10 protein-coding genes are annotated in these 13,160 nt (G+C 69.0%); 7 read left to right on the top strand and 3 right to left on the bottom strand.

What is annotated here, in order from left to right; genetic code table 11:
* Window positions 1-2: 2 nt before the first annotated feature.
* The gene (locus KHC19_RS02055) at window positions 3-1,031 is read right to left on the bottom strand and encodes an aldo/keto reductase (RefSeq protein ID WP_213350352.1); all 1,029 of its coding nucleotides are present in this window, start codon (window positions 1,029-1,031) and stop codon (window positions 3-5) included.
* A 350-nt stretch (window positions 1,032-1,381) separates the two neighbouring features.
* On the opposite strand from KHC19_RS02055, the gene KHC19_RS02050 reads away from it, so the two are divergent.
* Together KHC19_RS02050 and KHC19_RS02045 are read left to right on the top strand one after the other, a co-directional pair.
* Window positions 1,382-2,590 (top strand): efflux RND transporter periplasmic adaptor subunit, encoded by a 1,209-nt coding sequence (locus KHC19_RS02050; protein WP_213350351.1) that lies wholly within the window; start codon window positions 1,382-1,384, stop codon window positions 2,588-2,590.
* 10 nt (window positions 2,591-2,600) lie between these two features.
* Window positions 2,601-5,705: a multidrug efflux RND transporter permease subunit gene (locus tag KHC19_RS02045; protein WP_213350350.1), complete on the top strand. Its 3,105-nt coding sequence runs from the start codon at window positions 2,601-2,603 to the stop codon at window positions 5,703-5,705.
* Window positions 5,706-5,729: 24 nt separating this feature from the next.
* On the opposite strand, the gene aptA is transcribed toward KHC19_RS02045, so the two are convergent.
* Window positions 5,730-7,010, bottom strand: coding sequence for an omega-aminotransferase AptA (aptA, locus tag KHC19_RS02040; protein WP_213351006.1), 1,281 nt, complete (start codon window positions 7,008-7,010; stop codon window positions 5,730-5,732).
* A gap of 183 nt (window positions 7,011-7,193) precedes the next feature.
* Here aptA and KHC19_RS02035 point away from each other — a divergent pair, with 183 nt between their 5' ends.
* Window positions 7,194-7,745 carry a cupin domain-containing protein gene (locus tag KHC19_RS02035; RefSeq protein WP_213350349.1) on the top strand — a complete coding sequence of 184 codons (552 nt, stop codon included), beginning with the start codon at window positions 7,194-7,196 and terminating at the stop codon, window positions 7,743-7,745.
* Window positions 7,746-7,829: 84 nt separating this feature from the next.
* Here the strand turns inward: KHC19_RS02035 and KHC19_RS02030 are convergent, their stop codons facing one another.
* Complete coding sequence (locus KHC19_RS02030; protein ID WP_213350348.1) at window positions 7,830-8,699, bottom strand: phosphate/phosphite/phosphonate ABC transporter substrate-binding protein; 870 nt, start codon at window positions 8,697-8,699, stop codon at window positions 7,830-7,832.
* A 338-nt stretch (window positions 8,700-9,037) separates the two neighbouring features.
* Here KHC19_RS02030 and KHC19_RS02025 point away from each other — a divergent pair, with 338 nt between their 5' ends.
* The 4 genes from KHC19_RS02025 (at window position 9,038) to KHC19_RS02010 (ending at window position 13,157) form a co-directional block, all read left to right on the top strand.
* Entirely contained in the window at window positions 9,038-10,126 is a 1,089-nt protein-coding gene (locus KHC19_RS02025; protein WP_213350347.1) for a Gfo/Idh/MocA family protein, read from the top strand.
* 190 nt (window positions 10,127-10,316) lie between these two features.
* Window positions 10,317-11,453: a Gfo/Idh/MocA family protein gene (locus KHC19_RS02020; protein ID WP_213350346.1), complete on the top strand. Its 1,137-nt coding sequence runs from the start codon at window positions 10,317-10,319 to the stop codon at window positions 11,451-11,453.
* Between the two features lie 110 nt (window positions 11,454-11,563).
* Entirely contained in the window at window positions 11,564-12,568 is a 1,005-nt protein-coding gene (locus KHC19_RS02015; protein WP_213350345.1) for a Bug family tripartite tricarboxylate transporter substrate binding protein, read from the top strand.
* Window positions 12,569-12,710: 142 nt separating this feature from the next.
* A complete protein-coding gene (locus KHC19_RS02010) occupies window positions 12,711-13,157 on the top strand; it encodes a tripartite tricarboxylate transporter TctB family protein (RefSeq protein WP_213350344.1) in 447 nt (148 codons plus the stop codon).
* Window positions 13,158-13,160 lie beyond the last annotated feature (3 nt).

Here is a 13,160-nt window from a genome sequence, read left to right as displayed (position 1 = left end):
GATCAACCGGTGATGGCGGGGCGGCGGTCCTGCCGCTCGATCATCCAGCCAGGATATTCCGCCGGCAGGGCGCTGACCTTGTCGAGCGCCGCCATTTCCTCCGGCGTGAGCTTGAGTTCGGCGGCGGCCAGATTGTCGTCGAGCTGCTCGACCGAACGGGCGCCGACGATGATCGACATCACGAAGCGCTTCGCCAGCACATAGGCGAGGGCCACCCGCGCCACCGAGACGCCGCGGGCCTCGGCGATGACGCGCATGGCATCGATGCAGTCGAAGGCGCGGTCGCGGTTCACCGGCGGGAAGTCGAAGGACACCCGTCGCGACCCTTGCGGGCCGTTGCCGTCGCGGTCGTATTTGCCGGACAGCAGGCCGCCGGCCAGCGGGCTCCACACCATCAGGCCGAGCTTCTCGGCCTCCAGCAGCGGGGCGATCTCGCGCTCGAGGTCGCGGCCGGCGATGGTGTAATAGGCCTGCAGCGTCACCGGCCGTGTCCAGCCGTGCCGGTCGGCGATGCCGAGCGCCTTCATGAGGGTCCAGGCCGACCAGTTGGATAGCCCGACGTAGCGGACATGGCCCTGGCGCACGAGGTCTTCCAGCGCCCGCATCGTCTCCTCGATCGGCGTGACGGGATCGAGGCCGTGGATCTGGTAGAGATCGATATAGTCGGTGCCGAGCCGCTTCAGGCTGGCCTTGACGCCGTCCATGATATGGCCGCGCGAGGCGCCGCGGTCGTTCACTCCCGGGCCGAGCTGGCCGAGCACCTTGGTGGCGAGCACGACGTCGGTGCGCGGGTGGCCGGAATTGCGCATCGCCCGGCCGGTGATCTCTTCCGACAGGCCTTCCGAATAGACGTCGGCGGTGTCGATGAAGTTGACCCCCGCCTCGAGCGCGCGGGCGACGATGGCGTCCGCCGCCTGCTGATCGGCGTCGCCGATGGCGGTCCAGATGCCGCCCTGACCGCCGAAGGTCATGGTGCCCAGACAGATCTCGGAGACCAGCAGGCCCGAGGGGCCGAGCGTGTGATAGCGCATGCGTCTTGCCTTTCCAGAGGGGTATCGCCGGGGCGCTGGCGATGGTGGCGGCGCCAGCCGAGCGCCGCGTTGCGGCCGGGTATCCTAGGCCGGCGATGGCGGTGCCGAATTCACGTCTGCCTGAACGGCGGGCTTCCGATGTCATCGGCCACTCATCCTCGGTCGGTGACGTGACATCGGCGAGACGGCGATTGTCGAGCGGCGGAAGGCGCTTAGGCACGGGGGCGAAGCGAGGCGGCATGCTCCGGCCAAGGCTTACGTAACGTCCTGAAACTAAACAAGATTTAATTACCGTTCCCGGCGTGTTGCAGGGCACAATGGCGCGGAGACCGGAGCCCCGCGGAGTAGAGATGACGGAGACTGCAACCACGCCGCCTCGGAGAGGCCGCCGTGCCATCCCATTGCTGGTCGCCGCACTGGCGCTGGGTGGTGGCGCCTATGCCTGGCGCGAAAGCCGGGTGCAGGCCGCCCAGCCGGCGACGGTGACGGCTGCGAAGGCGCCGCCGGTGAGCGTGCATGCGGTGGCGGTGGAGCGGCGCGACGTGCCGGTGGTGCTCAACGGGCTCGGCACGGTGCAGGCCTCGCAGACCGTCAACATCCATGCGCGGGTGGACGGCACGCTGCAATCGGTGAACTTCACCGAGGGGCAGAATGTGAAGGCCGGCGACGTGCTGGCCAGGCTGGATCCGCGGCTGGCGCAGGCGAGCCTCGACCAGGCGCGGGCCGCCAAGGCCAAGGACGAGGCCCAGCTGAAGGGCGCCGAAGCGGATCTCACGCGCTATTCGCAACTGGTGCAGAAGGACTATGCCAGCCGGCAGTCGGTGGACCAGCAGCAGGCGACCGTCGACGGGCTGAAGGCGTCCATCGTCGCCGACGAGGCGGCGATCGAGACGGCGCAGACCAATCTCGACTACACGACAGTGGTCGCGCCGGTGGACGGGCGGATGGGCATGCGCCAGCTCGATGCCGGCAACATCGTGCATTCGAGCGACAGCACGCCCATCGCGGTGCTGGCGACTCTGAAGCCGATCTCGGTGGTTTTCTCATTGCCGGAGAAGGACTTGGATGCCGTGCAGCAGGCGGCCGCGCGCGGGCAGGTGGCGGCGGTGGCGACCCGCGACGACGGCACCGTGCTCGGCACCGGGACGCTGTCGGTGATCGACAACCAGATCGATGCCGCCACCGCGACGCTGAAATTGAAGGCGGTGTTTCCCAATGAGGACGAGCGGCTGTGGCCGGGCGCCTTCGTGCATGTGAACCTCCCGGTGGGCACGGTGAAGGACGCTTTGACCGTGCCGGTGGCAGCCGTGCAGCGGGGACCGGACGGGCTTTTCGCCTGGGTGCTGGGCGACGGGGATACCGCCACGGTGAAGCCGATCGAGACCGGTCGGGTGGCCGATGGGATCAGCGTGGTGACCAGCGGGCTCGCCGATGGCGACCGCGTCATCATCGACGGCCAGTATCGCCTGCGCCCGAACGCCAGGGTGGCGGTGATCGGAAGCAAGGGCACTCCCGCCGAGCATCTCGCCGAGAGCGAGAGCGGCAAGGTCACCCGGTGAGGACGGCGTCGTGAACCTCTCGGCCCCCTTCATCGAACGCCCGATCGCCACCTCGCTGATGATGGCGGCGCTCGCCGTGCTCGGCGTCGTCGCCTATCCGCTGCTGCCGGTGGCGCCGCTGCCGCAGGTCGACTTCCCCACCGTGCAGGTCTCGGCCAGCCTGCCCGGCGCCAGCCCCGACACCATGGCCTCGGCGGTCGCCGCGCCGCTGGAGCGGCGCTTCGGCCAGATCGCCGGCCTCGACCAGATGACCTCGACCTCGACGCTGGGATCGACCTCGATCACGCTGCAGTTCGACCTCTCGCGCAACATCGACGCGGCGGCGCAGGACGTGCAGGCGGCGATCACCGCGGCGCAGCGGCAATTGCCCGACGACCTGTCCTCGCCGCCGAGCTATCGCAAGGTGAATCCCGCCGATTCACCGATCATGATCCTCGCCGCCCGCTCGGACACCATGCCGATGACGGCGGTGGACGACTTTGCCGACAATGTGCTGGCCCAGCGCCTGTCGCAGGTGCAGGGCGTGGCGCAGGTGATCATCGGCGGCGAGCAGAAGCCGGCGGTGCGGGTGCAGCTCGACCCGGCCCGGCTGGCCGCCAGCGGGCTGACCTTCGAGGATGTGCGCGGCACGCTTGCCGATTCCACCGCGCTGGCGGCGAAGGGCACGATCAACAATGCGGTGCGCAGCTTCACCATCGCCGCCAACGACCAGATCGTGAAGCCGGCCGACTATGACGACGTGATCCTCGCCTATCGCAACGGCGCGCCGATCCGCGTGCGCGACGTCGGCCATGCGGTGGAGGGGCCGGAGAACGTCAACGTCGCGGCCTGGAGCACCGACAAGCGCGCGGTGGTGCTGCTGATCTTCAAGCAGCCGGGCGCCAACGTCATCGAGACGGTGGACGCCATCAAGGCGACGCTGCCCAAGCTCGACGGCATCATCCCCGCCGGCATCACCCTCGATACCATCATCGACCGCACCACCACCATCCGCGCCTCGGTGGAGGACGTGCAGTTCACCCTCGCCATCACCATCGCGCTGGTGGTGCTGGTGATCCTTTTGTTCCTGCGCAACATAAGGGCGACGCTGATCCCGGCGGTGGTGGTGCCGATCTCGCTGGCCGGCTCGGCGGCGGTGATGTACGCGCTGAACTTCAGCCTCGACAATTTGTCGCTGATGGCGCTCACCATCGCGGTGGGCTTCGTGGTCGACGACGCCATCGTGGTGGTGGAGAACATCGTGCGCCACATGGAGGAGGGCGAGGCGGCCTTCCCGGCGGCGATGAAGGGCGCCCGCGAGATCGGCTTCACCGTGCTGTCGATCAGCATCTCGCTGGTGGCGGTGTTTATCCCGCTGCTGCTGATGGGCGGCATCGTCGGGCGGCTGTTCCGCGAATTCGCGCTCACCGTCACCGCCGCCATCGCGGTCTCCGCCCTGGTGTCGCTGACGCTCACCCCGATGCTGTGCTCGCGCTTCCTCAAGGCCCCCGCGCATGAGCACGGGCGGCTCTATCGCCTGGTCGAGGCCGGCTTCGACGGCATCCTCGGCTTCTATGCACGCACCCTGACCATCGCCCTGCGCTTCCGCTTCCTGACGCTGATGGTGTTCTTCGCCACCATCGCGCTCACCGGATGGCTGTTCGTCGTGGTGCCGAAGGGCTTCTTCCCGACGCAGGACATCGGCGTCATCACCGGGCTTTCCGAGGCGGCGCAGGATGTCTCGCCGGACGAGATGAAGCGGCTGCAGACCGCGCTGGGGGCGGTGATCGCCAAGGACCCCGCAGTGGCCGCCTTCGGCTCCATGCTCGGCGCCGGCGGCGCCAACACCACCAATACCGGGCGGTTCTTCATCGCGCTCAAGCCGCGCGAGGAGCGCGACGTCAATGCCCGGCAAGTGATCGACCGGCTGCGGCCGAAGCTGATGCAGGTCTCCGGTGCCAATGTGTTCCTGCAACCCTCGCAGGACATCAGCGTCGGCGGGCGCATCTCGCGGGCGCAGTACCAATATACCCTGACCGACGTCGATCTGGACGAGCTGAACAACTGGGCGCCGAAGCTGCTGGCCCGGCTGCGCCAGCTGCCCGAGCTGACCGACGTCACCAGCGACCAGCAGGGCAACGCGCCGCAGCTGAAGATCAGCATCGACCGCGACCGCGCCGCCCGCTTCGGCATCCAGCCGGAGCTGATCGACGCCACGCTGAACGACGCCTTCGGCCAGCGCCAGGCGACGCAGTACTTCACCCAGCTGGATTCCTACTCGGTGATCATCGAGGCGACGCCGGAGCAGCAGAAGCACATCGGCACGCTCGACCAGATCTATGTGAAGTCGCCGAACACCGGCGTGGCGATCCCGCTCTCCACCTTCGTGACGATCGACGCCAAGGCGGTGGGGCCGCTCTCGGTGTCGCACCAGGCGCAGTTCCCGGCGGTGACGCTGTCGTTCAACCTGAAGCAGGGCGTGTCGCTCGGCGAGGCGGTGGCGGCGATCAACGCCGCCTCGGCCGATCTCGGCGCGCCCGCGACGATCACCGGCAGCTTCCAGGGCAGCGCGCAGGTGTTCCAGAGCGCGCTCGCCAGCGAGCCCGCCTTGATCGCCGCGGCATTGTTCGCGGTCTATGTCATCCTCGGCGTGCTCTATGAGAGCTACATCCACCCGCTGACCATCCTGTCGACGCTGCCCTCGGCCGGCATCGGCGCGCTGCTGGCGCTGTGGGCCGGCGGCTTCGACCTGTCGGTCATCGGCATCATCGGCATCATCCTCCTCATCGGCATCGTGAAGAAGAACGGCATCATGCTGGTGGACTTCGCCATCGCCGCCGAGCGGGAGCGGGGCAGGACGCCGGAGGACGCCATCGCCGAGGCGTGCCGGCTGCGCTTCCGGCCGATCCTGATGACGACGCTGGCGGCGCTGCTGGCCGGCGTGCCGCTGATGCTCGGCACCGGCACCGGATCGGAGCTGCGCCAGCCGCTCGGCTACGCCATGGTCGGCGGGCTGGCGCTCAGCCAGGTGCTGACGCTCTACACGACGCCGGTGGTCTACATCTATCTGGCGAAGCTGCAGCGGCGCTTCGCCAGGGAGCCGCAGGCGACGGCGCAGCCCGCACCCGCCGAATGAGCGGGAGCGGGCCGGACGTTCCGGTCAGGCGGCGCGCTTGAGCGCGTCGCCGAGCATGGAGGCGATGTCGTCGATATGCCCGGTCTCGGCGATCAGCGGCGGCGACAGCGCGATGATGTCGCCGGTGACGCGGATCAGGAGGCCCTTCTCGAAGCAGTCGGTGAAGACGTCATAGGCGCGGGCGCCGGGCGCGCCCTCGCGCGGGGCGAGCTCGATGCCGGCGACGAGGCCGAGGGTGCGGATGTCGACGACGTTGGGCAGACCGCGCAGCGCATGCATCGCCTCCTCCCAATGCGGGGCGAGCTCGGCCGCGCGGGTGAGCAGGCCCTCTTCGGCATAGATGTCCAGCGTGGCGATGCCGGCGGCGCAGGCCACCGGGTGGCCGGAATAGGTGTAGCCGTGGAACAGCTCGATGGCCGCCTCCGGGCCGGTCATCAGCCCGTCATGCACCTTGCGGCTGGCGAACACCGCGCCCATCGGGATGGTGCCGTTGGTGATGCCCTTGGCGGTGGTCACGAGATCCGGCGTCACGCCGAAGAAGTCGGTGGCGAACGGCGCGCCGAGGCGGCCGAAGCCGGTGATGACCTCGTCGAAGATCAGCAGGATGCCATGGCGGGTGGCGATCTCGCGCAGCCGCTCCAGATAGCCCTTGGGCGGCAGCAGCACGCCGGTGGAACCGGCCATTGGCTCGACGATCACCGCAGCGATGGTCTCGGCGCCGTGCAGGGCGACCAGGCGCTCGAGATCGTCGGCGAGTTCGGCGCCATGGGCGGGCAGGCCGCCCTTGGTGAAGGCGTTGCGCGCCGGATCATGGGTGTGGCGCAGATGGTCGGCGCCGGGCAGCAGCGGGAACACCCGGCGGTTGTTGACCAGGCCGCCGACGGTGATGCCGCCGAAGCCGACGCCGTGATAGCCGCGCTCGCGGCCGATGACGCGGGTGCGGGTGCCCTGGCCGATGGCGCGCTGATAGGCGATGGCGATCTTCAGCGCGGTATCGACCGATTCCGAGCCGGAATTGGTGAAGAACACCCGGTCGAGCCCGCCCGGCGCGATGGCGGCGAGGCGCTCGGCGAAATCAAAGGCGATGGGGTGGCCCATCTGGAAGGTCGGCGCGAAGTCGAGGGTGGAGAGCTGGCGCTCGACCGCCTCGGTGATCTGCCGCCGCCCGTGGCCGGCATTGACGCACCACAGGCCGGCGGTGCCGTCGAGCACCCGGCGGCCGTCGTCGCTGGTGTAGTACATGCCCTCGGCGGCGGCGAGCAGGCGCGGCGCGGCCTTGAACTGGCGGTTCGCCGTGAACGGCATCCAGAAGGCGTCGAGGGACGGGGTATTGGCGCGGATGTTCACGGCGGGTCTCCTTTTGCGGAGGTCGACCTTGGCCACGATGGGCAGCGCGGAACAAGTCCTTTTCTGGCGTGAAGTAAGCCGTTGATATATAGGCGATCGTGTCGAGGAGTTTGCGCTATTCGCAACGGGTGAAACACCGATATGGTCGAGGACGATCTCGGGGGGCGGCTCCGCTATGTCCGCCAGCTGCACAAGCTGTCGCAGCGCGAGCTGGCCCGGCGGGCCGGCGTCACCAATTCCACCATCTCGCTGATCGAATCCAACACCAGCAACCCGTCGGTGGGGGCGCTGAAGCGCATTCTCGACGGCATCCCGATCAGCATGGCGGATTTCTTCGGCCTGACGCCGACGCTGCCGAAGCAGGCCTTCTACCGCGAGGACGAACTGACCGAGATCGGCAAGGGCGCCGTCTCCTATCGCCAGGTGGGCGAGAGCGCCTTCGGGCGGGCGCTGCAGATCCTGAAGGAATGCTACCAGCCCGGCGCCGATACCGGCATCATCCCGCTGGTGCATGACGGCGAGGAGGGAGGCATCATCCTCTCCGGCCGGCTGGAGGTGACGGTGGACGGCGACAGGCGGGTGCTGGGGCCGGGCGACGCCTATTATTTCGAGAGCCGGCGGCCGCACCGCTTCCGCTGCATCGGGCCGGTGCCGTGCGAGGTGGTGAGCGCCTGCACGCCGCCGACCTTCTGACCGACGCTACGCTGCACGGGCGGCACAGGGGGATCATGCCGACAGGCGGGCGGCGGCGAAGATGCCGGCATCCGCGCCGCCGTCTCACGCCAGCCGGGGATAGAAGGCGGCGATGGCGGCGTTCTCCAGCTCGATCACCCGGTCATAGGTCGCCTCCGGGATCGCCTCGAAGCCGACAAGGCCGAAGGCGGCGCGGGCGGGGGCGGCGGCCTCGTCGACGAGGAGGGCGTCGAGCGCCCGGCGGATCGCCGCGACCTGCGGCTCCGGCGTCGCCACCGGCACCACCAGCGGCAGGCCGGGGCTGGCCGGCGTCACCGCGAGCACGCGGACGCCGGCGACCCGCTCCGGCGCGTGGCGGGCGGCGAGGGTGAAGGTGACGCCGTCTATGGCGGCGACATCGGCGCGTCCCTGCGCCACCGCCTCGACGCTGGCGAGATGCGCGCCGGTCTCCACCACCGCGGAGAAGAAGGGACGCCCGCCGGCGAGCGGGGCCAGCGCGGCGCGAAACAGGTTCATGCCGCTATTGCTGTCGGGGCCGTTGATCGCCGCGACCCGCCCGCGCCATTCGGCGAGGCTGCCCGCCGGCTCGTCGGCGCGCACCACGATGGCGCTGCGGTGCCAGCCGCCCTCGGTATAGGGCGTGGCATAGACGGGGGTGGCGACCGGCTTCAGCCGGCCGGCATAGCGGGTGCGCAGCGGATAGCCGCAGGTATGGCCGAGCGCGAGGCGGGGATCGGCGAGCGCCTCGCCGATCGGCCGCGTGCGGTCGAGCGCCGATGGCAGCCGGCCGGCGAACGCCTCCACCCCCTCGGCGACGAGGGCGCGGCGCAGCGCCGCCCAGAGCGCGTCCTGCTCGGCATGCAGGAAGGGCGGGTCGTACATGCCGAGCGTCACGACGGCGGCGGCGGGAGCGGCCAGGGGAGACGCGCCGGTATCGGATGCGGCGATGGTCATGGCGGCCTCCCTCGATGGCCCGGAAGCTCCGGTGCGACATGCCCGCTTATAGCATCGACGCCGGCGTCCTCCATGGTCGACAGGCAGGGGCGGAGGTCTTGGAGCGTGGTGTCAGAACACCTCCTTAATGCGGGCTGGCAGGTCGCTCCATGGTCGACAGCCCCGGAATCGCCGGATCCATGACCTGGTTCGATGCGGCCGCGGCGTCGCGCGGCGGCGCCTCGCCCGTTCGTCCACCCATGCCCTTTCACTATGTCCCAATGGCGAAAGAGCATTTGCGCGGCTCAGCAACGCATGGTCCGCTCGCGGTCAAGCAGAACAATGGCCGAGGGTGGAACGTGAAGAGGCAGGTCGAGGTCGCGGTCATCGGGACCGGGTGGTGCGGAGGCATTCGCGCCGAGACCCTTTCGCGCTCGGCGCTGGTGGACAAGCTGCACATCTGCGAGATCCGCCCCGAGCGGCTGGAGGAAGTGCGCCTTCTCACCAAGCCGGCCACCGCGACGCTCGACTATCGCGACATCGTGGAGAACGACGCCATCGGGGTGGTCTACATCTCGACGACGCCGGAGAGCACGCACTACCCGATCGCCCGCGACTGCCTGAGAGCCGGCAAGCATGTGCTGCTGGAAAAGCCGATCGCCATGGAGCTCTGGGAGGCCAATGAGCTGATCGAGCTCTCCCAGCGCAACCGGGTGAAGTTCACCATCGGCTATTCGCAGCGCTTCAACCCCAAGATCGCCTATGCCAAGAAGAAGATCGCCGACGGCACGCTGGGGCGGGTCGTCAATGTGATGGTGTCGCGGCATCTGTCGCGCAGTCTCGGCAAGAAGATCGCCTCGCGTACCAAGCTCTCGCCGGCGGCGATGGAATCGACGCACGACCTCGACTTCGTGTTCTGGCTGCTGGAGCCGGCCAAGCCGCTGCGGGTCTATTCGCAGGGCGCCTATGGCTACATGCAGGAGATCAACGGCTCCTATGACTGCATGTGGTCCACGGTGACGATGGACAACGGCACGCTGGTGGTGATCGGCGGCGGCTGGAACCTGCCGCCCGCCTATCCGAATTATTGCGGCACCTGGATCGAGATCACCGGCACCGAGGGGGCGCTGATCCTCGACGACACCCAGCGCGACAACTGGCTGAGCACGGTGAGCGAGGGCACACGCTTTCCGATGTCGACCATGCCGGGCGAGCAGGTCGACCATGTGTTCGCCGGGCAGATGGGACCGGAGACCATCCATTTCCTCGAATCCGTGCTGCGCGACCGCCCGGTGATGGTGGCGCCCGAGCACGCCCGCATGGTGATGCAGAGCTACATGGCGGCCGATCTCTCGGCGGCGGTCAACGAGCCGGTCGACCTGCCGCTGTCGAACCGCGCGCTGGCGCAGATCAGCGACCTGAAGGCGGCCTCGCTCGCCGCCTCCTGAACGGGGCCGCAGGCGCGGCCGTTCCCGGCAGCGGACCCATGCCGGTTCGCTATGTGCCGATGGTGAAAGAGTATTTGCGCGCTCCGTCGACGGATGGTCCGCTCCGAAACAGGCAGGAAAAACGAGGTCGGGAGAGAATGATGACGCAGAGCCTTCGCCGTACGGGCGCCAAGCCGGAAGGAGCCCTGTGATGCGCCGCCAGTCTCCGAAGGGCATCGGTCTCGCCATCGTCGGCGCCGGACGCGTCGGCCTGTTCCGCGGCGCGGTCGCCGCCCGCCATCCGGCGGTGGAATGGATCGGCCTCGCCGAGATCAATCCCGAGCGCGGCCAGCGCGTCGGCGCCGAGATCGGCGCCGATTTCGTCACCACCGACCATCGCGAATTGCTGAAGCGGCCGGAGGTGACGGCGGTGATCGTCGCCACCGACGAGCATCTGCATGTCGACCCGGTGATGGCGGCGCTGGAACGCGACCTGCCGATGCTGATCGAGAAGCCGCTGGCGACGCATCTCGACGATTCCGCGCGGGTGCTGCGGGAGATCGAGGCGTCCGGCGTCGATGCGGTGGTCGGCTACACCCAGCGCTTCCGCCGCCGCTGGCTGGCGGCGAAGGAGAAGGTGCGCACCGGGGCGCTCGGCGACGTGACCATGGTGACGTCGCGCGCCTTCATGAACCGGCTGGTCGCCATCGACAATTACCGCCGCTCCAACGCGCCGGAGACCATCTCGCCGATGGTGATCTCCGGCACCCACGCCCTCGACATCGTCATGTGGTACCTGGAGGCCAAGACTCCGGTGGAGGTCTATGCCCGCTCGGTGGACAAGGTGCTGGGCCCGGACTGGCGCGGCATCGACGGCACCGCCGGCATGATCATGATGAGCGACGGCTCGATCTACCACCTCAACATTTCCTGGGCGCTGCCGGTGACATGGCCCGGCGCGGTGTACAGCCTGGAGGTCGGCATCGTCGGCACCACCGGCGTGCTGACCATCGACGACACCCATCGCGACATCGTGCTCGCCGTCTCGGCGCCGCAGGAAGAGGGCTACCTGCCGGACAAGACCCGGCTGGTCGACTTCATGGGCAGCTACCCGCCCGGCGACATGGCGCTCGGCGAATTGCGCGGGCCGATGCGCACCGAGACCGAATCCTGGCTCAACCGCATCGCGCTCGACCTGCCCACCCAGCACGCCACGGCGGCGGAAGCGCACAACCGGCTGATGCTGACCAAGGCGCTCGACCTCTCCGCCAAGCTGAAGCGGCCGGTGAAGCTGCCGCTGGAGGTCGAGGGCGAGCGCGAGATGATGCGCGAGGCCGCCATGGCCTGAGGGCTCGCGGCCCGCCGCACGATCTGCCCGACGAAGCGTGCCTGTCACCGCAAGCTGAAAACGGCGCCAGCCAGAACAACAAGCGGCGCCGCGATTCCTGGGAGGGAACGATGAAAGCCTGTCCGTCCGTCACACGCCGTGCCGTTCTTGCCGGAGCCGCCCTCGTCGCCGCCGGCCTTGCCGTCGCCGGTCCGGCGCGGGCGCAGTCCGACTACCCCAACCAGCCGATCACCCTGATCGTGCCCTTCGCGCCGGGCGGCGCCTCGGACTTCGCCGCCCGCCTGCTGCAGCCGCGGCTGTCGCAGATCCTCGGCCAGCAGATCGTGGTGGAGAACCGCGACGGCGCCGCCGGCAATGTCGGCATGGACCTCGCCGCGCGCGCCAAGCCCGACGGCTACACGCTGTTCCTCGGCAATGTCGGCACCGTCTCGATCAACCCGTACATCTTCTCCAACCTGCGGGTGAAGCCGCTGCAGGACTTCGTGCCGATCTCCATCGTCGCCGACACGCCCGGCCTGCTGATCGCCAACCCGAAATTCCCGCCCAACAACGTCAAGGAACTGGTGGAGTATGTGAAGGCGCGGCCGGGGCAGGTGAACTTCGCCTCGCCCGGCACCGGCTCGGTGAACCGGCTGGAGATGGAGGCGTTCCGCCGCGAGGCCGGGCTCGACATGATCCACGTTCCCTACAAGGGCGGCGCGGGGCCGGCCACCGCCGACGTGATGGGCGGGCATGTCAGCCTGATGTTCGTGACCATCTCTTCCGGCATCAACCATGTGAAGGGCGGCCGCCTGAAGGCGCTCGGCGTCTCCACCAAGCAGCGCGTGCCGCAGCTGCCGGACGTGCCGACCATGACCGAGCAGGGCTTCCCCAAGAGCGTGTCGTCGTCCTGGCAGGGCGTGCTGGCGCCGGCCGGCACGCCGCAGCCGATCATCGACAAGCTGCATGCCGCGGTGGTCGAGGCGATGAAGGACCCGACCATCCGCGAGCGCATGGGCGAATCCGGGGTGATCGCGGTGTCGAGTCCCAGCCCGGCGGACTTCAAGGCCTATATCCAGGCCGATGCCGACAAGTGGAGCGGCATCATCAAGGAGATCGGCGCGAAAGCCGACTGATCCGGCCGACCGACGCCGGCGGACGGGCGAGGGCCGGGCGGCGAGGCCGCGCCGGCCCTCTTCCCGCCTCCGCTTTCCGGCCACCCGCGCTTCGATGCGGCCCGCGCGCCGCATCCGGCGCGGATCACCCAGGGGGTGCCTCATGAACATCAGGCTTTCGTCGGATTTCCTCACCGGGCTGCTGTTCTGCGGTCTCGGCGCGCTCGCCATCATCATCGGCTCGGACTATCCCATCGGCACCACGTCCCGCATGGGGGCGGGCTATTTCCCGCTGGTGGTGAGCATCGGGCTCATCCTCTTGGGCGGCGTGCTGATCGTCCGCTCCATGGTGAGCGAGACCGAGGAGGTCGGGGCCGTCGACCTGCGCCCGCTGATCGTCCTGCTGGGCGGCGTGCTGCTGTTCGGCTTCCTGATCGAGGATTGGGGCTTCCCGCTCGCCGGGCTGGCGGTGGTGATCGCCGCGCACATTGCCGGGCGCGACTTCAAGCCGCTGCAGACCGGGCTGCTCGCCGTCGGCCTGGTGATCTTCTGCGTCGCGCTGTTCTCCTACGGTCTCGGCCTCAATCTTCCCCATACGCGGTTCTGGTGAGGG

The organism is Ancylobacter oerskovii (assembly GCF_018390555.1).
In the GTDB taxonomy this organism is placed as follows: domain Bacteria; phylum Pseudomonadota; class Alphaproteobacteria; order Rhizobiales; family Xanthobacteraceae; genus Ancylobacter; species Ancylobacter oerskovii.
Note: the sequence above shows the minus strand (reverse complement) of the source record. Positions and strands in the feature narration are given on the sequence as shown.